Raw genomic sequence first — 18,995 nt, forward strand, 5'->3', positions numbered from 1 at the left:
ACGATGGGTTCACGTTCTGACGCCGTCATGGTTACACCCGAAATGCCAGGTGTTCGAACCGTCAGGGGCTGGTAAACCAACAGTAAAAATCGGACATCGCGGGCGCCGAAGGCCGCGTCGTAGGCTGGCGGGGTGAGCGACACCCCCGATCAGACCCCGTCCGCCGACCGGCCGCAGGACGCCGTCCGCCCCGGTGCGGGCGGGCGTCTCGCCTCCGCGTTGGCCCTGTACACCGTCGTCCGGCTGGCCCTGGTCGTGGTGATCGCCGCGATCATCTACTTCGTGGGGAAGGCCGCCGGGACCGACGTGCCGATCCTCGTCGCCGCCATCTTCGCGGTGATCATCGCGCTGCCGCTGGGCATGATCGCGTTCAAGTCGCTGCGCCTGCGGGTCAACGCCGCCATCGCCGAGGTCGACGAGGACCGTCGCCGCAAGCGGGAGGCGCTGCAGTCGCGCCTACGGGGTGAGTCGGGCTCCCGCCCGTGACGTCGGGTGTCGCCGGGGCCGGCACCTGGACCGACCACCGCGCCGACCGGTCGTGGACGCAGAACGCGATCCGGCTCATCGAGGCCGACGCGACCCGCAGCGCCGACACCCACCTGCTGCGGTTCCCGCTCCCGGCGTGGTCGCAGGCGTCGGGTGGCGTCGATCTGTACCTCAAGGACGAGAGCACCCACATCACCGGCTCGCTCAAGCACCGGTTGGCACGCTCGCTGTTCCTGTACGCGCTGTGCAACGGGTGGATCCGCCCGGGCGCGCCGGTCGTGGAGGCGTCGTCCGGCTCGACGGCGGTGTCGGAGGCCTACTTCGCCGCCCTCATCGGGGTGCCGTTCGTCGCGGTGATGCCCCGCACGACGTCGCCGAGCAAGATCGCCCTCATCGAGCGCCAGGGCGGGCAGTGCCACTTCGTCGACGCCGCGTCCGAGGTCTACACGGCCGCAGCCGATCTCGCACACCGCACGGGCGGGCACTTCATCGACCAGTTCACGATGGCCGAACGGGCCACCGACTGGCGGGGCAACAACAACATCGCCGAGTCGATCTTCGGTCAGCTCGCCGACGAGCGCCACCCGGTGCCGACGTGGATCGTCGTCGGCGCGGGCACCGGTGGCACGTCGGCGACCATCGGCCGCTACATCCGGTATCGCCGCCATCCCACGTGGCTGGCCGTCGTCGACCCCGAGAACTCCGTCTTCGCACCGGCCTACGCGACCGGTGACCCCACGGTCTCGTCGCCGGTGGGGTCGCGGATCGAGGGGATCGGGCGCCCGCGCGTCGAACCGTCGTTCGTCTCGCAGGTCATCGACGCGATGATCACCGTGCCCGACGCGGCCTCGGTCGCCACCGCGCGCCTGGTCAGCGAGGTGCTCGGCCGACGCGTCGGCGGATCGACCGGGACCAACATGTGGGGTGTCTTCGGTCTCGTCGCGCAGATGGTCGCGGCCGGGCGTGCGGGAAGTGTCGTCACGCTGCTCTGCGACGCCGGAGATCGCTACGCCGACACCTACTTCGACGACTCCTGGGTCGCCGCGCAGGGCCTGTCGCTGGACCGGCCACGGCAGATCCTCGACGGGTTCTGGCGCGACGGGTCCTGGCCCGCCCCATGACCGATCCGGGGGGAGCGGCGATCGACGCGGTCGATCTCGTGCGCGAGTACCGCATGGGGGATCAGACGGTCCGCGCGCTCGACGGGCTGACGCTGCGCCTCGACGCCGGACAGTTCGTGTCCGTGGTCGGGCCGTCGGGGGCGGGGAAGTCGACGCTGCTGCACGTCATGGGTGCGCTCGACGTGCCTGACTCGGGCCGGATCACGGTGGACGGCAGCGACATCACCGCCATGGACGACGACGAGCTGTCGACGTTCCGCCGACGTCGCGTCGGGTTCGTCTTCCAGTTCTTCAACCTCGTGCCGACGCTGTCGGCGTGGGAGAACGTCGCGCTGCCGCGCCTTCTCGACGGGACCCCGTTGCGGCGCAGCCGATCCGACGCGGAGGCGCTGCTCGACCGCGTGGGCCTCGGACACCGCGCCTCGCACCGGCCGGGCGAGTTGTCGGGCGGGCAGATGCAGCGCGTCGCCATCGCCCGGTCGCTCATCATGGGCCCGCGCATCGTCCTCGCCGACGAGCCCACCGGCAACTTGGACTCGCAGACGGGCGCAGCGATTCTCGAGCTGCTCGGTGAGGTCGCCCGCGACGGTGCCGGGCGGCTCGTCGTGATGGTCACCCACGACGCGGCCGCGGCCGGCGTCGCCGACCGGACGCTGACCGTCCGCGACGGACGCATCGAGTCGTGACGACCCGCACCCGGGAGACGGCGCAGGCGCCCGTCTCGACGTCGCCGCCGGGGCGCGTCGTGGCGGCACTCGGTCGGCTGCGGGTGCTGAACCTGCGGGAGACACGGACGCACCGGCTGCGGCTGATCACATCGCTGCTCGTCATCGCGGTGTCGTCGCTGCTGCTCGTGGCCGTGCTCAGCACCTACGGCTCGATCACCGACTCGGTGTCGCGGCTGTCGGCCACCATCGCCGGCGACGCGGACCTCGACGTCGGCGCCATCGGGGACGCGGGCATCGACCAGTCGCTCGTCGGCGAGATCCGCCGCGGTGTCCCGCAGGCGCAGACCGTCGCGCCGATCGTGCGGTCGTCGGCCACCCTCGGCACCGACGGCACGCGTGTCGCCGTCCTCGGCGCCGACACCTCCGCCCTGGGGCTCGGTGGCGCGTTGCGGTCGGTGCTGACCTCGGGTGAGGGTGGCTCCGCCCGGCAATTCGACCCGTCGACCTCGGTCGCGGTGGGCCCGGGTCTCGGCCTGTCGGAGGGACAACGCATCCGCGTCGGCGGGGTCGAGGTGAGCGTCGGCGCGGTGGTCCGGTCCGACGCCGCGCGTCCGATCGCGGACGGGCGCTTCGTCGCGGCGTTCCTACCGCTGGCGCAACGCATCACCGGCGAGTCGAACCGTGTCGACTCGATCCTCGTCGCCGCCCGCCCCGGCGTCTCCACCGACGACCTGCGGTCGCGTGTCGAGGCGGTCGTCGAGGGGCGGGCCGTCGTCAACGACCCCGAGTACCGCGCCGCCCAGGTCGCGACAGCCAGTGCGGTCACCCGGGACTCGACGCTGCTCGTCGCCCTCATCTCGGTGGTCATCGCGGCGTTCTTGGTCTTCAACACGATGACGATGGCCGTCGCGTCCCGGCGGCCGGTCCTGGCGATGGTCCGCGCGATCGGGGGTCGGCGCGGCCCGCTGGTGCGCGACCTCATCGCCGAGGCCGGCGTGATCGGTGCCGTCGGCGGACTCATCGGTGTGCCGCTGGGGATGCTGGCCGGACGGTGGATCATCGGGCGGTTGCCGTCGGCGAACGTCGACCAGGTCGACGCCACCGTCACCTACTCGCTCTCCTGGTACGCGCCGGTCGTCGCCATCGTGGCGTGCGTCCTCGCCTGCGCCGCAGCCAGTCTGCTGGCCGCACGGTCGGTGCTGCGGCTGTCGCCGGTCGAGGCGATGTCGCCCGCGCAGGCGGACGAGCGGTCGCGGGGATCGCTGCGCCTCGAGGTGGTCGCCGGCGTCGTCGGGCTGGCTCTCATCGCGGTCGGCTGGCTCATCGCCTACACCGTCACCGGGCGTGCCGTGTTCTCCGCGGCGGTGCTCTCCAGCATCGGTGGGTTGCTCGTGTTCTTCGGTCTGACGCGGCTGATCGTGGCCGCGATCGTCGGGCTGGTGCGACGCCTGGGCGGTCCCGGTCAGCTCGCCGCGGTCACCGCCGAACGCACACCGCGCCGCGTGTGGACCACCGCCATGACGGTGGCCGTCGCGGTCTCGGTCGGCATCGGCACGTCGGGGGCGATGAACGACCTCATCGGGTCGGTGTCCGGTGCGCTCGACGGCGTCGGCGATCCCGACCTCTACGTGTCCACCCAGCCCGTCAGCGACATCCCCGCCGGTCCTGTGCTCGATCCCCGTGTCCGCGAGGCGGTCTCGACCGTCCCGGGGGTGTCGCGGGTGGTCGGGGGCCAGTGGGCCTACCTCAACCTCGGTGCCGCGCGCGTCGTCGTGCAGGGCCTCACGCCGGGTGTGCAGTCGCCGTTCGTGAAGCGTGCCGCGCCGGACGTCGTTCAGCGCACCATCGCCGGCGACGGCATCGTTCTGTCGAAGGTGTTGTCGGCGACGGTGAAGAAGGGCGTCGGCGACGAGGTCCGGCTCGCCACCCCGGTCGGCTATCGGACGCTGCGGGTCCTACAGGTCGTCGACTACCCGGCGATCGAGTCGGGCACGGCCGCGATGTCGTTCGGTCTCCTGCAGCAGTGGTTCCAGCGTCCCGGCGACACGTTCCTGCAGGTGACCATCGCGCCCGGCGCCGACCCGACGGCGGTGCGGACGGCGGTGACCCGGGCGGCTCAGGGCGCGGTCGCCGGCGACAGCAGTGCCGTGCGCCCTTACGTCTATTCGGGGCCGGAGACGCTCGACGCGACCCGCGCGTCGGTCGAGCAGTCGGGACAGTTCACCATCGCCATCCAGTGGATCGTCGCGCTGGTCGCGGCGATCGCGCTGCTCAACACCCTGCTGCTGTCGGTGATCGAACGCCGACGGGAGATCGGGGTGCTGCGGGCGATGGGCGCGTCCCGACGGTTCGCGTCCCGGATGGTCGTCGCGGAGGCCGCCGGCATCGCGGGCGTCGGCGCGGTGCTCGGCGTCGCGAGCGGGGAACTGCTGCACGCCATCAGCGACCAGGTGCTCGGCGTGACCACCGCCGTCTCCATCAGCTACCAGCCGCAGGTCTTCACCGTCGTCTATGTCGCCGCGGCGTTCCTGCTGTGCGTCGTCGGAGCGGTGGTCCCGGCCCAGCGCGCCGGTCGCCTCACCATCGTCGACGCCATCGCAGACGAGTAACCACCCGAGCACTCCCCGCCTCACCCCACCCCCACCCCCACCCCCACGCGTCGAGTGGGCGGTTACAGACGTCGACTGGGCGGTTACCGATGGGCGTCGTCCAACGCCGCCCACTCGACGTCCGGAAACGCCCACTCGACGTCTGGAAACGCCCACTCGACGTCCGGAAACGCCCAACCGACGTCCGGAAACGCCCAACCGACGGGTGATGACGGGGTGGTGGCAACCGGTACGTCAAGAAAGGTTGACAGCGATCGCGTTGTCAACATAACCTGACAGCCGTGCACGGCGAGAACGACGACATCACCACCGCAGCTGCGAGTACGGACCCGGCCCAGGGGCTCGCCGCGGTGCGGGCTCTCCGGACGCTCGCCGACCGCCTCGAGGAGGTCCAGGTCGGCAACGCGCGGGAGCAGGGATGGAGTTGGCAGGCGATCGCCGAGGTCCTCGGGATCAGCCGCCAGGCCGTGCACCAGAAACACTCGACCCCGAAGGGACACTGACATGTTCGACCACATGACCCGCGAGAACAGGCACATCCTGTCCTTCGCCATGGAAGAGGCCGCCGACCTCGGGCACGCCCAACTCGGCACCGATCACCTGATCCTCGGGATGCTCTGCAACGCCCGCAGCGACGTCTACGCGCTGCTCACCGAGCAGGGCTTCACCCTCGCCGCCGCCCGCGAGACCGTCCGGGAGATCCACGGCGACGACGACGGCGCCGCGACGGCGACCGCCGAGGCCGACGCCGAGCAGGTCGACGAGGACCGCGAGGCCCTGAAGTCCGTCGGCATCGACCTCGACAAGGTCGCCGACGCCATCAAGCGCGCGTTCGGCACCGACATCACCGACGGCTGGTCCCAGCGCGGGCCGGAGCGCCGCGGCCGCGGCGGACCGCACCGGCACGACCACCGGGGACACGATCACCGCGGTCACGACCACGGCGGGCGGGGCCGTCGCGGCCACGGCCGCGGACCCTGGGACGGTCCCGACTGTGGACCGGGCGGCCGACGCGGACCGGGTGGGCCCGGCGCCTGGGGTGACGACGAGGCGTGGGAGGCCGGCCCGTGGCAGCACGGCCGGGGACGACGTGGCCCGCGTGGCCGCGGCGGTCCCTGGGGCCGCCCCCGGTTCTCCGCCTCAGCCCGTGCCGCGCTCGGTGAGGCCGTGCGCATCTGCCGCGAGTCCGCGACCGACGACGAACGCGGGGGCCGACTGCGCGCCGAGCACGTCCTGCTCGGGATCCTGGCCGTCGGCGACGAGCAGTCGCGCCGGCTGATCGAGTCGGTCACCACCGTCGACCGCCTGCGCGAGGCACTCACCGCCGCCGTCTGAGGCGGAACGCACTGTGGTCCCGCGGCCGTCGTGGACGGCCGCGGGGCTACATGCTCCCGACGACGAGGCCGACGAACGTCGCCACCGACCACGCCACCATCGCCAACCCGGTCTGCGCGAGCGCCGGGATCAACGCCATGCCCTGCGCGCCCGACCGCACGGGCGCGTTCGCTCGGACGGCCAACGGGACGGCGACCAGACCGAGCAGAGCCCACGGCGTCGCGGCGACGAGGACGAGCGTCGCGACCGTCGGCACCGCCAGGAGGGCCAGATGCGCAGTCCGCGTGCGGGTGTCACCGAGTCGCACCGCGAGCGTCGTCTTGCCCGTGACCGAGTCGCTCGGGATGTCGCGCAGGTTGTTGGCCACCAACACCGCGCTGGAGTAGCTGCCGACGGCGACGGCCGCGACGACGCCGACCCAGTCGATGCGCTCGGCCTGGACGAACTCGGTCCCCAGCACCGCGACGAGGCCGAAGAACACGAACACCGCGACCTCGCCGAATCCCGCGTAGCCGTAGGGCTTCGACCCGCCGGTGTAGAACCACGCCCCCGCGATGCACACCGCGCCGACGACGATCAGCCACCACGCCGACGTCAGCGCGAGCACCACGCCGGCGACGGCCGCGATCCCGAACGCCGCGAACGCCGCCCGCCTCACCGCCGACGGCGTCGCCGCGCCGGAACCGACGAGGCGCATCGGGCCGACGCGGTCGTCGTCGGTGCCGCGGATGCCGTCGGAGTAGTCGTTGGCGTAGTTGACGCCAACGATCAACGCGACGGACACGACGAGCGCCAGCAGCGCCTTCCACCACACCGCACCGTCGAGCCATGCCGCCGCACCCGTCCCGGCGACCACCGGGGCGATCGCGTTCGGGAACGTACGGGGCCGTGCGCCCTCGACCCACTCCTTGGGACTTGCCATGGCGCGATTCTCCCACCCCCCGGCTTACCCTCGATGCACGGACCGACGCGCGCCTGGGCGTCGGCACCGAGCAGCTCCGACCCGCCGACGACGAGGACCCCATGACGACCGTGACCATCGGACTCCTCGGTCCGGTCGCGGTCGACAGCGGCGACGGCATGCAGGCGGTCCCCGGGGCCCGGGCACGCCGACTGCTCGCGGCGCTCGCGGTCGATCCCGGCGCGCTGCGGTCGTCGCGCTCGCTCATCGAGACCGTCTGGGACGACGCCCCGCCGCAGTCACCGCAGGCGGCGCTGCACACCCAGGTCTCCCGGCTCCGACAGGCCCTTCCCGACGGGGTGCTCCTCGCCGAACCGTCCGGGTACCGACTGCTCGCCGACGCCGTGACCACGGACCTCGCCCGGGCGGACGGCCTCCTCGACGCCGGCACCCCGACCGCGCTCGACGAGGCGATCGGACTGTGGCGCGGGACGCCCGGGGACGACCTCGTCGGTCCTCTCGCCGAGGACGTCCGCGCCCGCGCCGACGATCTCCGTCGCCGCATCGACTTCCGCCGTGCCCAGGTGGCTCTCGCCGACGGCGACGCCGACACGGCCCGTCGGCTCGTCGCGGCGCTCTGCGCGGCGGACCCGCTCGACGAGCCCGCGCATCTGCTGCACATGCAGGCGCTCGCGGCCGCGGGTCGCACGGGCGACGCGCTGGCCGTCTTCGCGCGTATCCGGCGGGCCCTGTCCAGCGAACTCGGCGTCGACCCGGGCGCCGAACTCGACGAGCTGCACCGCAGCCTCCTGCGGGCGTCCGGGCCGACTCCCGCGAGCACGCCCGCGCCCTCCCGGCAGGCCCGCGCCGTCGGCCTCCGGGCCGAACCGAACCCGCTGTTGGGCCGCGACGAGGACATCGACGACCTCGTCGCCGCCCTGGCGCGGAATCGCGTGGTCACCGTCACCGGTCCGGGGGGCGCCGGGAAAACCCGTGTCGCCCAGGCCGTCGCGCGCACCGTGCACGAGACCGGGCGGGACGTGTTCGTCGTCGAACTCGCCTCGGTGCGGTCCGACGACGACGTCGTGGCCGCGATCGCGGCCGGCCTCGGGGTGGGGGAGAACGACGTCGTCGCGGCCAACCGCGGTCGTCTGCCGGTCGGTGACCTCGCCGCGCGCGTCGCCGACGCGGTCGCCGGGCGCGGCGTCCTGCTGGTCCTCGACAACTGCGAACAGATCGTCGACGGCGCGGCCCGCACGGTCGCCGACCTCATCGCCGCGGCCGGCGACGTGACGGTGCTCGCGACCTCGCGGTCGCCGCTGATGATCGCCGGTGAGGTCACACATCGACTGCGCCCGTTGGCGATCGAGGAGACCGCGGCGACGTCATCACCGGCCGTCGACCTCTTCGTCGCCCGCGCGACCGCCGTCCGTCCCGACGTCACCATCGACCGCCGGCGGATCGCGGACCTGTGTGCGCGTCTGGACGGACTGCCCCTGGCCATCGAGCTCGCCGCCGCCCGGGCGCGGAGCATGTCGGTCGCCGACATCGCCGACCTGCTGACCCGACGGCTCACGACGAGCAGGCTGTCGGTGTTCCGGAGCGGCGATCGCACGGCGCCGCGACGACATCAGACGCTCGAGGCGGTCATCGGGTGGAGCTGGGACCTGCTCGACGACGACGCGCGGGCCCTGCTGCGGACCCTGTGTCGCTTCCCGTCGGGCTTCACCGCCGACGCGGCGCACCACGTGATGGCCGAGGTCGTCGGCGCCGATGCGGTGGTCGTCGACGACGCGTTGGAGTCCCTGGTGGCGCAGTCGCTGGTGGGTGTCGACGAGGCGGACGGGCGGACGCGCTACCGGATGCTGGAGATGGTGCGGGAGTTCGGCGCCGAACGCCTGGCGGAGACGCAGGACGCGGTCCGCGTCGACGCGGCGATGACCCACTGGGCCTCGGGGTTCGCCGAGACCGCCCGGGACCTGTTCGACGGAGGCGACAACCGCGACGCCGCGGTCATGACGACAGCCGAGAGCGGCAACCTCGTCTGGATCCTCCGGCGGTGCCTCGAGCACCATCCCGACACCCGGCCTCTCGACGCCGTCGACGGGGTGCTCGCGATTTTTCCCGTGCTCGCCGCGAGCTGGGTGGCACGCGGATTGCACGCGGAGGTGCGCGCTTTCGCGCCGCGGGTGGTCGCGACGTTGACCACGCCCATCGCACCCGAGGACGAACGAACCCGCGAGAAACGCCTGGCGGCACTGCTCATGGCCACGGGCCACCTGATGATGATCCGCCCCGACATGAGGGCCGTCGCCCGCGGGATGACCGCACTCCGGACCGCCTACCGACGGTCCGAGATCATGACGCGCCCGGCTGATTTCGCCGCCGCGCTGATGCTCAGCCGCAGACCGTACGAGGGTCTGCGGCTCATCACCAGGGGTACCCGCGCCGACGACCCAGAGGTGCGGACCATCGCGCTGTCGCTGCGGTCCAACGTCGCGGAGAACCTGTCGGATCTCGATGCGGCACTGCGCGACTCACTCGCGGCGCAGGCCCTCGCCGCGGCTCGCGGCAACAGTTGGATGCTCGCGATGGGAGCGACCGAGATCGCCGGGATCCACGGTCAGTCCGGCCGGTACGAGGAGGCCGCCGAGACCTACCGCGCGTCGATCGGCGGGCTGGAGGAGTTGGGGGCCGTCGACGAGGCGAGGCAGGTGCGCTGCTACCTCGTCGCCGTGTTGGCCGGCCTCGGGCGGCTCGACGAGGCGTCCGCGGAGTTCGACATGGTGTCGGGAGGGTGGAAGCCGGGCGACCCGATACCGACCGGCTCACCGGAGACGGTCGGTCTGATGCTCGTCGTCGCGGCCGAACTCGCCTGGCAGCGTGGCGAGTCGGACGCGACAGCCGATCTCGCTCTGACCGTCGCACGGTTCGTCGTCGGGGAGCACCTGCAGAGCTCGGACCCGTCGTATCTGTTGACGCTGAGCGCCGCGATCGCACTCGCCGCCACCTGCGGCCGACCCGGCGAGATCCTGGAGTTCGCACCGTCCCTGGCGGGGATGGTCGGCGGCCACCACCCGGGGGGTGTCGCGGATCTTCCGCAGTACGGCGCTGCGGCCATTGCGGTCGGTGCGGCACGGTGCACCCGCCGGGCCGGCGACCCGTCCGGGCTGCGCCTGTTGGCGTACGGCATCCGCATCGGTGGTCGACGGGATCACCCTGTGCTGCTGCGGATCGCCGACGACCCCGCGACGGTCGCCTGTGTCGACGCGTCGACGTGGGAGGCGACCCTGGCGGACGCGACGAGGATGCCCCGCCGAGACATCGGGCGGGACATCCTCGCGCTGCTCCGGGAGCGGTGATCAGGCGTTGCGCATGTAGGCACGCACGGTCAGCGGGGCGAAGATCGCGGTGATCACCGCGGCGCCGACCAGCGACCACACGACGTGGATGCCGACGTGGCCGCTGTTGGTCAACTCCCGCACCGCGGTCACCAGGTGCGACACCGGGTTGACCTTGACGAAGGCCTGCAGCCAGCCGGGCATGGTCTCGACGTTCACGAACGCGTTCGACAGGAACGTCAGCGGGAACAGCAGCATCAGCGAGAAGCCCTGCACCGCAGAGGCGCTCTTCACCAGCATGCCCATCAGCGCCCAGATCCACGACACCGCGAAGCTGCACACCAGCACGAGCAGCATGGCGCCGAGCAGGCCCAACACCTCGGGGCGCCACCCGATCGCGATGCCGACGACGAAGGTGATGACGGTCGCGATGACGTAGCGCAGGACGTCGGCCAGCAATGCGCCGGCAAGCGGGCTCACGCGGGCGATCGGCAGTGCCCGGAACCGGTCGAAGACACCCTTGTTCATGTCCTCCCGCAGCTGCGTCCCGGTGACCACGGAGGTCGTGATCACCGTCTGGACGAGGATGCCGGGGATGATCACCGGCAGGTACGCCGAGACGCTGCCGGCGAGCGCGCCGCCGAAGATGTAGGTGAACATCAGCGTGAAGATGACGGGCTGCAGCACGACGTCGAACAGCTGCTCGGGGTTGTGTCGGATCTTGAGCATTCCGCGGTAGCCCATGGTGAACGACTGCGCGACGGTCGCGCCGAGGCCGACCGTGCGCGGTGGGTCCGACACCCGGGCGGCCAGGGAGATCTCGTCGGACGTGGTGGGGGACAGGGTGGCGGTCATGCTGCGGTCTCCTCGGTGGCGTCGGGGGTGGGGGTGCCGGTGATGGTCATGAAGACCTCGTCGAGGCTGGGTTTGGCGACGGTCAGCTCGCTGACGGCGATCTGCGCCTCGACGAGCGCGGCCATGACGACGCCGACCTGATCCGGTCGCGGCAGCGGCGCGGTGATGCGTCCGGCCTCGGGGGAGAGGGTCGCCCGCTCGCCGAGTGAGCGTTCGACGACGGTGAGGGTCGCGTCGGCGTCGGCGCGGTCGGTGGGTCGGACGATCAGCGAGTTGGCGCCGACGGAATCCTTCAACTCGTCGGCGGTGCCGTCGGCGATCTTCCGGCCGCGGTCGATCACGGCGATGCGGTCGGCGAGCTGGTCGGCCTCGTCGAGGTACTGCGTCGTCAGCAGCACCGTCGACCCCTGTGCGACGAGGCGGCGGATCGTGTCCCACATCTGCGCGCGGGTGCGGGGATCGAGACCGGTGGTGGGCTCGTCGAGGAACAGCAGCGGCGGGGTGGAGATGAGGCTGGCCGCCAGGTCGAGGCGTCGGCGCATGCCGCCCGAGAACTCCGACAGCGGTCGGGCGGCGGCCTCCTCGAGGCCGAACTCCTCGAGCAGCTCGGCGGCTTTGGTGCGCGCCTGGGCGCGGCCGAGGCCGAGCAGTCGGGCGAACACGACGAGGTTCTCGCGGGCCGTCAGCGTCTCGTCGACCGACGCGTACTGACCGGTGACGCCGATCAGCGAGCGGACGGCGACGGGTTCGGCGACGACGTCGTGGCCGAAGATGCGCGCTGACCCGCCGTCGGGGCGCAGCAGCGTGGCGAGCATGCGGACGGTGGTGGTCTTGCCGGCGCCGTTGGGTCCGAGGACGCCGTAGACGGAACCGGTCGGGACGACGAGGTCGACACCGTCGACCGCACGGGTGGATCCGAACGTCTTGACGAGGCCGCGGGCGTCGATCGCCGGGGCCTGCGTCGGTGTGGGTGTGGTCATGGCGACGACTGTGCGCCCGGGCTCTGTCGTGGCGCTGTCGTCGTCTGTCGTGGGTGCCGGGAGCTGTCACCGACCTGCCCGCCCAGGCGTGACCCCGTTCGGTGGGCAGCAAGAACCGTCTGTTGGGCAGCAGGAACCGTTTGTTGGGCAGCAGGGACATCCTGATGGGCGGTCGGGACAGGGCCGCCGTTTCAACCGCCCAGCGAACGGCTCCAACCGCCCGACGAACGGTTCCGACTGCCCGACGAACGGTTCCGACTGCCCGACGAACGGCTCCGACCGTCCGACGAACGGGTGAAAAGGGCTGTACGCGGGGCTTTTCCGTTTCGCCCGTGTCGCGGCGCCGCTCTCAGAAGGTTCTCAGTGACATCTGCATAAGGTGTCCGACGATGTCGCAGCCCCCGCCCCCGCGTCGTCGGCCCACCGCCGGCGAGCTGGTGCGTGCCCGGCAGGCGCGCGACGGCGGCGTCCCCGATCTCGCCGCGGGGTACCGCAGCGTCCCGGAGACCGACCACGAGCCTCCACGACGGCGCGAGCGCGCGACACCGCACCGCAGGCGGACCACCGCCCGACGCCGTCGGTCACCGCTCACCGTCCCGCGGGGCGTGGCCGCCGCGATGTCGTGCGCGGTCCTCGTCGCCTGCGGCGTCGGATGGGCAGGGGCCAATCAGGTGAGCGGCGGGTTCCACACGTCGAACGCCCTCGGCAACGCGCCCAAGTCGCGCGACGGCGCGGAGAACATCCTGCTGATGGGCCTCGACACCCGCAACGACCGTGACGGCAACCCGCTGCCGGCGGACGTCCTGGCGCAACTGCACGCCGGCGACGGCTCGGAGGGCGGGTACAACACCAACACCCTGATCCTCATCCACGTGCCGGCGGACGGGAAGCAGATCACCGCGTTCTCCATCCCGCGCGACGACTACGTCACCATGGTCAACCCCGACGGCAGCACCGGCATCGACGGCACCGACAAGGCCAAGATCAAGGAGGCCTACGGCCGGGCGAAGGCGCAGGAGGAGGACCAGCTCAGCGCGCAGGGGGTCACCGATCCCGTCCAGCTCGAGACGCAGGGCCGCGACGCGGGCCGCGCCGAGACGATCGCCACGGTCCGATCGCTCACCGGTGTGCCCATCGACCGCTTCGCCGAGGTCAGCCTCGTCGGCTTCTACGACATCGCGAAGGCCCTCGGCGGGGTGACCGTCTGCCTGAATCACGCTGTCTCCGACAGCTACTCGGGCGCGCACTTCGCCGCGGGCGTGCACAAGCTGAACGCCGCGCAGTCGCTGGCCTTCGTCCGGCAGCGGCACGGGCTCGACAACGGCGACCTCGATCGCACCCACCGACAGCAGGCCTTCCTGCTCTCGGTGGAGCACGAACTGCAGTCCTCCGGCGTCTTCTCCGACCTGGGCAAGCTCAGTTCGCTCGTCGACGTGGCGCAGAAGGACGTCGTGCTGTCGTCGGGGTGGAACATCCTCGACGACGCCCAGCAGCTCGGTCAGATCGCCGGGCAGTCGGTCACGTTCACGACCCTGCCGGTGCTGCGCTACGACACCGTCGACGACCAGGACGTCAACATCGTCGACCCGGACGCCATCAAGCGCCAGGTGCAGACCGCATTCGGGATCACGCCGCCGGCGGCCGCGTCGACGTCGTCGACGACGAGTGACGCAGCGGCGCAACAGGTGTCGGGGTCACAGAACCAGGCGTCGTCGGACACCGGTGACGGTGACACCGACAGCACCCCGGATCAGGGCAAGCCCGTCTCCACGACGGCGAACGGCATCCCCTGCGTCAACTGACGACAGGACTCAGAGCTGGTCGAGATCGACGATCCCGTCCTGCAGCGCGCGGGCGAGAAGTGCGGCCTTCGTCGTGGCGGGACGCCCGACTGCCTCGTACTTCGTGCGGATCCGCGCGATGTGGGTGTTCACCGTCGACTCGGCGATGAAGAGCTGCTGACCCACCTCCTCCTTGGAGTCGGCGAGGACCCAGGCCCGCAGGACCTCACGCTCACGCAGGCTCAGGCCGGGATCGGGCAGATCGGTACTCGGGGGTTCGAGCACGGCAGTCATCGGTCTCCTCGGGAAGGCGCCGGAAGCTGGTCTCGGCCGGCGATGATCGAACGGTAACCCCCGAGTCGGACAATCCTCCAGACACCGAGGCCGGTGACCCCGACACTGGTATCACACTTAGCCGCATGAACATTCAGCCCGGCGAAGCAGTTGCACGGCGCATCTGTCGGCCGGAGTCGTCGAGGTCGAGACGCCGGACACCGGACTCGTCGCGGACGATCACAGATGCAGCGGCCGCCCGACCCGGAGGCAGAAGCCGGACGCGGACGTCGCCGCTGTGCGTCGACGCCAGAGCCTGGACGACCGCGTCGGTCACACGTGCGCGCGCACCGACGTCGAGGCCGTCGGGACCGCCGGAGTCGTCGAGGAGGACGACCTCGACACCCCGCGCACGGGCGGATCGCGCCGCGTCGGCGATGGCGGGGTCGTCCAGTCCGGGCGCGCGGAGCCGATCGCGCAGGTGGGCCTCGAGGAGGCGGCACGCGAGGCGGTCGTCGTCGTCGAGGTGTTCGCCGGCGGCGATGCGATCCAGCAGTGGTCGGGCGAGCCGATCGAGTTCGCGCAGCTGTGCGTCGCGCTCGAGGCTCGTCGCCTCGGCTGCGGCCAGTTCGGCGCTGCGGCGCTTCCCTGCGTCCCGGAGGTCGAACACCAGTTTCGCGCCGGGACGCAGCGTCAGGCTGAAGACGGTGGCCATGACAAGGGGGCCGAGATCGATCAGCACGTTGCCGATGTTGTCGAGCGGCCCCTCGCCGAGGAGGGAGAACCGTGCCACGTAGACCGCAAGCATCAGTGCCATTCCGCACCAGGCGCTTCCGGTCCGCCCGCGCACGCACATGAACGCCAACACCATCGTGCCGATGCCGTGCGACCACCCCGACACCGGTGCCGGCAGGTCCCGTCCGCACCCGGCGAGGATGATCGCACACGACACTCCCGGTGCCGACGCCATCGCAGTGGCGGCCATGCGCGGCAACGGATCTCCGCGGACGGCGATCAGGGCGACGGTCGCGCTGCCGGTGATCCCGAGGCCCACGATCATCGCCGCGATCGCGGTCACCGTGCGCGGCGTCACGGCGAGCAGGGCGAACGCGATGCAGGAAAGGTAGACGCCGACCACCCACCGTGCCGCGGGGGTGTGCATCCCGATCAGTGCGCGGGCGTCGCGGGGGGTCGCGTCATCGATCAGCAGCATCGGGTCACCGTCGCCACGTGATCGCGACACGGGTTCCGCGTCCGGGTGTGGAGCTGACGTCGGCGTCGCCGCCGTCGACCTGCCGCATCCGACCGACGATGCTGACGGCGATGCCCAGTCGGTGGGGCGCGACGTCATCGGGAGCGAAACCGCGACCGTCGTCGACGACCGAGACCTCGATCGTGTTCTCGCGCAGATCGACCCGCACATCACGTGTCGGCGCGTGCGCGTGGCGCAGGCTGTTCCGCACGGCCTCGCCGGTCGCCGCGGTGATCGTCTGGACCACTGTGGTCGGGTAATCGACCGTGTCCGGTTCAGCGGGGAGCGAGATGTCCGGGCGCACGGTGTCGTCGAGATCGGTGACGACCGCGCGGAGTCGACGCGCCGCGGTCGCCGCGGAGACGGTCGCGTCCGGCGTCGACGGCGCGGCGAGGTCGTCGAGGTCGTCGAGGGTCCGGCCGGCGAGGGCGCGCACGTCGGTGGTGTTCCCCATGCGCGCGGCTCCCAGCAACGTGGCCATCACGCCGTCGTGGGTGAGCGCGTCGAAGCGGGCTCGTTCGGCTGTGCGCGCCTGTGCCGCGGCGGTCTCGGCCGCCAGTCGATAGGTGGCATCGCGAGTCTGGTCGAGGAGTCGCGCAGTGCGGACCCCGATCACCGTGGCGCACACATAGGGCATCGAATAGGCGAAGGCGAACGCGAGGTCGGGGAGAGGCGCGACACGTACGCCGGCGTCCTTCACCGGTGTGTTGCACACGACGACCGCGGTGGACACGACGAGGAGGTAGACCAACGGTCGGATTCCGGGCTGGAGGCCGAGCGCGACCGCGACGAGGCCCATGAACGTGGCGTACCAGAGCCCCGAGGCGATCGAGGTGTGCACCCCGGTCCAGCCGATGGGGGTGAGCAGCACGGCCACGAGGAACGCGGCGGCCGCGATCTGGGTGGTCCACCGGATCCATCGCTGCGATCCCACGATTCCGGCCGCCCCGATCGCCAACCCGCTGCCGAACACCGCGATCGGGGCACCGATGGCCCACCACGAGCGCATGAAGTCGAACGACGCACCGATGCTCGGGATGCTGATCAGCAGATAGGCCAGATAGCCGGCGCCGACGAAGATCGCGAACTGACGGGTGATGCGTCGTTCCGCGTCCCCGGCCGTCTCCGGCGGCCGCGGCTCGGAGACCTGTGCTGCGGCGGTCCGGTCGACGTCGAGTGCGGCGACCACGTCAGGAGGCGGGGTCGCGGCGGGGCATCGGAAGGAAGCCGTCCTCCACGGCCCGCTTGTAGAGGTCGGTCTTGGTCTTCGCCGGTCGGCCGGCGTTGGCGTACTTCACCCGGATCCGGTCGAGGTACATGTTCACCGTGTCCACGGCGAGGTACGTCAGCTCGGCGACGCGTGCTGCCGACTCGCCGGACGCGTAGAGCTCCAACACCTCCCGTTGCCGGGGCGAGAGATCCACGACGAACGACTCGTCGGCGTCGATGGCGGCAGCCCAGTCCATCGTGGGGACGGACTCGCCCCGTGCCGCGGTGCGGATGGCCTCGAGGACCACCGCGGCCGGGCTCGACTTGCGGACCACACCGAGCACGTCCGCCGACGCCGCCGAGCGCACCAGGAAGGGGTCCTCGGCGGAGGTGTACACCAGCGTGTCGATGCCGTGCGCGTGCAGTGCCTCGACGTTCGCGCGGGGCGAGCTGCCGTCGGGGAGACGCAGATCGAGCACGGCGAGCGTGACGCCGTGGGTGGTGGCGAGGAGATCGTCGACGGTGGGTGCGCCGCCCGCGAACTCGAGGTCGTCGGCGGTGCTCAGCATGTGTTCCACGCCGAGGATGGAGATCTCGTGGTCATCGATGACTCCGATGCGAGGGTGTCGGTCCGCCGACTCTGCCACTGATGGGGGTCCCGTCTCGTCCGCTGTTCTGACGACAGCTCGACCACATCGTGACCGACGTCGGGGCATGTCGTGGCGCCAAAGTGGCCGACACGTCCAGTTTTGTCGTCCGAACAGGGGAGTTGTCCGCACACACGTCCGACGACGGGTCGGCCACCATGGACCCATGACGACCCTCGACCTGACACCCGACGACCTGCTGACGACGACGCGCACCGTGCGCAAGCGCCTGGACCTCGACCGGCCGGTCGGGATCGAGATCATCCGCGAGTGCCTCGAGGTCGCGCTGCAGGCCCCGTCGGGGTCGAACCGGCAGGGGTGGCAGTGGGTGGTCGTCACCGACGCCGAGCAGCGCCGGCGGGTCGGCGACATCTACCGCGAGGAGACGCGGCGTTACCTCGAGTCGAAGTACGCCGCGGACAAGCTGTTCGCCGACGACGCCGAGCGCTCACAGGTGCAGCAGCGCGTCGGGTCCAGCGTGCGGCACCTCGGCGAGACGATGGGACAGGTGCCGGTGCTGCTGGTGCCGTGCATCAAGGCGGGCACGGAGCTGCCGGCGGGCAATCAGGCCGGGCTGTGGGGCTCGCTTCTGCCGGCGGTGTGGAGCTACGCCCTCGCCGCCCGTGCCCGTGGGCTCGGGACGGCCTGGACAACGCTGCACCTCGACCGCCGCGAGCGCGACGTCGCCGACATCCTCGGCATCCCCGAGGGCTATCACCAGGGCGCGCTGATCCCGACGGCGTACTACACCGGCGAGACCTTCAAGCCCGCGCCCCGTGCACCCCTCGACGAGGTTCTCCACGTCGATCGGTGGTGACGACACCCCACCGCCCGGCCTGACGCGTGATCAGTCCTCGGCGTCGGGCACGTCGAGTTCGTCGGGGTCGGCGCCGTGGACGATCTGTTCCTCGTGTCGGGCGCGCTCGTCGAGCTCGTCGGTGTCGGGACGCGCACTCTCCTTCGCGTGTTCGCGGTGGTCGGGGTGCACCTCCTCGCTGGGCACCATGACCTCGTCCAGGGTCGGCTCGTCGGGTGCGCTCACGGGTGCCCTCCCGGGTCGGTGGCGTGCTGCGGGGGAGCGGTGTAGCCCTGGGCGTTCTCGTCGGGCGTGGCCGGTGCGGCGTCCTCGTCCACTCCCTCGGGCGGCGCGGTGTAGCCGGTGGCGTTCTCGTCGGATGTGGCCGGATCGGTGTCGGGCACGGTTCCTCCTCGCGTCGGTGGGTCCGACGAGGAGTACCCCGCCGCCGAGGCCCGAAACGTCCGGCGGGTCAGGTCTCGTCGGCCGTCGACGACGGATGCGGTGTGACCGACACCCCGCCGGCGTTCGGTTGCATGGTCACGGTGGATCCGTCGGCGGCGATGTGTCCGGCGGGTGAGGTCGTGTGCGGCGCGGGCGCAGGAGCGCCTGCGGCGCCGCGACGGCGCACGACGGCGACCACGCCTGCGACAGCCGCGGCGACGACCGCGACCAGCCCTCCGAGGTGTCGACGTGATGTCGGTGGGGAAGAGACGACGGAACGGGACACTGTTCCTCCTC

19 protein-coding genes are annotated in these 18,995 nt (G+C 71.6%); 9 read left to right on the forward strand and 10 right to left on the reverse strand.

Annotation, left to right across the window (positions count from 1 at the left end; genetic code table 11):
* The first annotated feature begins 132 nt into the window (after positions 1-132).
* From LX12_RS15280 to LX12_RS15305, 6 genes are all read left to right on the forward strand, one after another.
* Positions 133-486 carry a DUF4229 domain-containing protein gene (locus LX12_RS15280; protein ID WP_253655432.1) on the forward strand — a complete coding sequence of 118 codons (354 nt, stop codon included), beginning with the start codon at positions 133-135 and terminating at the stop codon, positions 484-486.
* Entirely contained in the window at positions 483-1,607 is a 1,125-nt protein-coding gene (cds1, locus tag LX12_RS15285; RefSeq protein ID WP_253655433.1) for an L-cysteine desulfhydrase Cds1, read from the forward strand. Before LX12_RS15280 ends, cds1 begins: the two co-directional genes overlap by 4 nt.
* Entirely contained in the window at positions 1,604-2,293 is a 690-nt protein-coding gene (locus LX12_RS15290; RefSeq protein WP_253655434.1) for an ABC transporter ATP-binding protein, read from the forward strand. Before cds1 ends, LX12_RS15290 begins: the two co-directional genes overlap by 4 nt.
* Entirely contained in the window at positions 2,290-4,884 is a 2,595-nt protein-coding gene (locus LX12_RS15295) for an FtsX-like permease family protein (RefSeq protein ID WP_253655435.1), read from the forward strand. The genes LX12_RS15290 and LX12_RS15295 overlap by 4 nt, the downstream gene beginning before the upstream one ends.
* Positions 4,885-5,156: 272 nt before the next feature.
* Positions 5,157-5,387, forward strand: a complete 231-nt coding sequence (locus LX12_RS15300; RefSeq protein WP_301284699.1) for a helix-turn-helix domain-containing protein — start codon at positions 5,157-5,159, stop codon at positions 5,385-5,387.
* Between the two features lies 1 nt (position 5,388).
* Positions 5,389-6,219 (forward strand): Clp protease N-terminal domain-containing protein, encoded by an 831-nt coding sequence (locus tag LX12_RS15305; protein ID WP_253655437.1) that lies wholly within the window; start codon positions 5,389-5,391, stop codon positions 6,217-6,219.
* Between the two features lie 46 nt (positions 6,220-6,265).
* On the opposite strand, the gene LX12_RS15310 is transcribed toward LX12_RS15305, so the two are convergent.
* The gene (locus tag LX12_RS15310) at positions 6,266-7,141 is read right to left on the reverse strand and encodes a 1,4-dihydroxy-2-naphthoate polyprenyltransferase (protein ID WP_253655438.1); all 876 of its coding nucleotides are present in this window, start codon (positions 7,139-7,141) and stop codon (positions 6,266-6,268) included.
* Positions 7,142-7,242: 101 nt separating this feature from the next.
* On the opposite strand from LX12_RS15310, the gene LX12_RS15315 reads away from it, so the two are divergent.
* Positions 7,243-10,482 (forward strand): ATP-binding protein, encoded by a 3,240-nt coding sequence (locus LX12_RS15315; protein ID WP_253655439.1) that lies wholly within the window; start codon positions 7,243-7,245, stop codon positions 10,480-10,482.
* On the opposite strand, the gene LX12_RS15320 is transcribed toward LX12_RS15315, so the two are convergent.
* Both LX12_RS15320 and LX12_RS15325 read right to left on the reverse strand, forming a co-directional pair.
* Entirely contained in the window at positions 10,483-11,316 is an 834-nt protein-coding gene (locus tag LX12_RS15320; RefSeq protein ID WP_253655440.1) for an ABC transporter permease, read from the reverse strand.
* A complete protein-coding gene (locus LX12_RS15325; protein WP_253655441.1) occupies positions 11,313-12,296 on the reverse strand; it encodes an ATP-binding cassette domain-containing protein in 984 nt (327 codons plus the stop codon). Before LX12_RS15325 ends, LX12_RS15320 begins: the two co-directional genes overlap by 4 nt.
* A 389-nt stretch (positions 12,297-12,685) precedes the next feature.
* On the opposite strand from LX12_RS15325, the gene LX12_RS15330 reads away from it, so the two are divergent.
* Complete coding sequence (locus LX12_RS15330; RefSeq protein ID WP_253655442.1) at positions 12,686-14,098, forward strand: LCP family protein; 1,413 nt, start codon at positions 12,686-12,688, stop codon at positions 14,096-14,098.
* 9 nt (positions 14,099-14,107) lie between these two features.
* Here the strand turns inward: LX12_RS15330 and LX12_RS15335 are convergent, their stop codons facing one another.
* The 4 genes from LX12_RS15335 to LX12_RS15350 form a co-directional block, all read right to left on the reverse strand.
* Positions 14,108-14,371, reverse strand: a complete 264-nt coding sequence (locus LX12_RS15335; protein ID WP_308214021.1) for a LuxR C-terminal-related transcriptional regulator — start codon at positions 14,369-14,371, stop codon at positions 14,108-14,110.
* A gap of 133 nt (positions 14,372-14,504) precedes the next feature.
* The gene (locus LX12_RS15340; RefSeq protein WP_253655443.1) at positions 14,505-15,563 is read right to left on the reverse strand and encodes a DUF8320 family protein; all 1,059 of its coding nucleotides are present in this window, start codon (positions 15,561-15,563) and stop codon (positions 14,505-14,507) included.
* Between the two features lie 4 nt (positions 15,564-15,567).
* Positions 15,568-16,791, reverse strand: coding sequence for a sensor histidine kinase (locus LX12_RS22275; RefSeq protein WP_253655444.1), 1,224 nt, complete (start codon positions 16,789-16,791; stop codon positions 15,568-15,570).
* Between the two features lies 1 nt (position 16,792).
* Positions 16,793-17,527: a response regulator transcription factor gene (locus tag LX12_RS15350; RefSeq protein ID WP_372505040.1), complete on the reverse strand. Its 735-nt coding sequence runs from the start codon at positions 17,525-17,527 to the stop codon at positions 16,793-16,795.
* Between the two features lie 97 nt (positions 17,528-17,624).
* Here LX12_RS15350 and LX12_RS15355 point away from each other — a divergent pair, with 97 nt between their 5' ends.
* Entirely contained in the window at positions 17,625-18,275 is a 651-nt protein-coding gene (locus LX12_RS15355) for a nitroreductase family protein (RefSeq protein ID WP_253655446.1), read from the forward strand.
* A gap of 30 nt (positions 18,276-18,305) precedes the next feature.
* Here LX12_RS15355 and LX12_RS15360 read toward each other — a convergent pair whose 3' ends face one another.
* From LX12_RS15360 to LX12_RS15370, 3 genes are all read right to left on the reverse strand, one after another.
* A complete protein-coding gene (locus LX12_RS15360) occupies positions 18,306-18,500 on the reverse strand; it encodes a hypothetical protein (protein WP_253655447.1) in 195 nt (64 codons plus the stop codon).
* Positions 18,497-18,658 (reverse strand): hypothetical protein, encoded by a 162-nt coding sequence (locus LX12_RS15365; RefSeq protein ID WP_253655448.1) that lies wholly within the window; start codon positions 18,656-18,658, stop codon positions 18,497-18,499. Before LX12_RS15365 ends, LX12_RS15360 begins: the two co-directional genes overlap by 4 nt.
* A 68-nt stretch (positions 18,659-18,726) precedes the next feature.
* Positions 18,727-18,984 (reverse strand): hypothetical protein, encoded by a 258-nt coding sequence (locus LX12_RS15370; protein ID WP_253655449.1) that lies wholly within the window; start codon positions 18,982-18,984, stop codon positions 18,727-18,729.
* Positions 18,985-18,995 lie beyond the last annotated feature (11 nt).

The organism is Williamsia serinedens, from assembly GCF_024171725.1.
Taxonomy (GTDB): Bacteria; Actinomycetota; Actinomycetes; order Mycobacteriales; family Mycobacteriaceae; genus Williamsia_A; species Williamsia_A serinedens.

Bases quoted from the DNA above. Each gene is read 5' to 3' on its own strand.
- LX12_RS15290 (WP_253655434.1), top strand. From the start codon at position 1,604: ATGACCGATCCGGGGGGAGCGGCGATCGACGCGGTCGATCTCGTGCGC.
- LX12_RS15305 (WP_253655437.1), top strand. From the start codon at position 5,389: ATGTTCGACCACATGACCCGCGAGAACAGGCACATCCTGTCCTTCGCC.
- LX12_RS15310 (WP_253655438.1), bottom strand. From the start codon at position 7,141: ATGGCAAGTCCCAAGGAGTGGGTCGAGGGCGCACGGCCCCGTACGTTC.
- LX12_RS15315 (WP_253655439.1), top strand. From the start codon at position 7,243: ATGACGACCGTGACCATCGGACTCCTCGGTCCGGTCGCGGTCGACAGC.
- LX12_RS15320 (WP_253655440.1), bottom strand. From the start codon at position 11,316: ATGACCGCCACCCTGTCCCCCACCACGTCCGACGAGATCTCCCTGGCC.
- LX12_RS15325 (WP_253655441.1), bottom strand. From the start codon at position 12,296: ATGACCACACCCACACCGACGCAGGCCCCGGCGATCGACGCCCGCGGC.
- LX12_RS15330 (WP_253655442.1), top strand. From the start codon at position 12,686: ATGTCGCAGCCCCCGCCCCCGCGTCGTCGGCCCACCGCCGGCGAGCTG.
- LX12_RS15335 (WP_308214021.1), bottom strand. From the start codon at position 14,371: ATGACTGCCGTGCTCGAACCCCCGAGTACCGATCTGCCCGATCCCGGC.
- LX12_RS15340 (WP_253655443.1), bottom strand. From the start codon at position 15,563: ATGCTGCTGATCGATGACGCGACCCCCCGCGACGCCCGCGCACTGATC.
- LX12_RS15350 (WP_372505040.1), bottom strand. From the start codon at position 17,527: ATGCCCCGACGTCGGTCACGATGTGGTCGAGCTGTCGTCAGAACAGCG.
- LX12_RS15355 (WP_253655446.1), top strand. From the start codon at position 17,625: ATGACGACCCTCGACCTGACACCCGACGACCTGCTGACGACGACGCGC.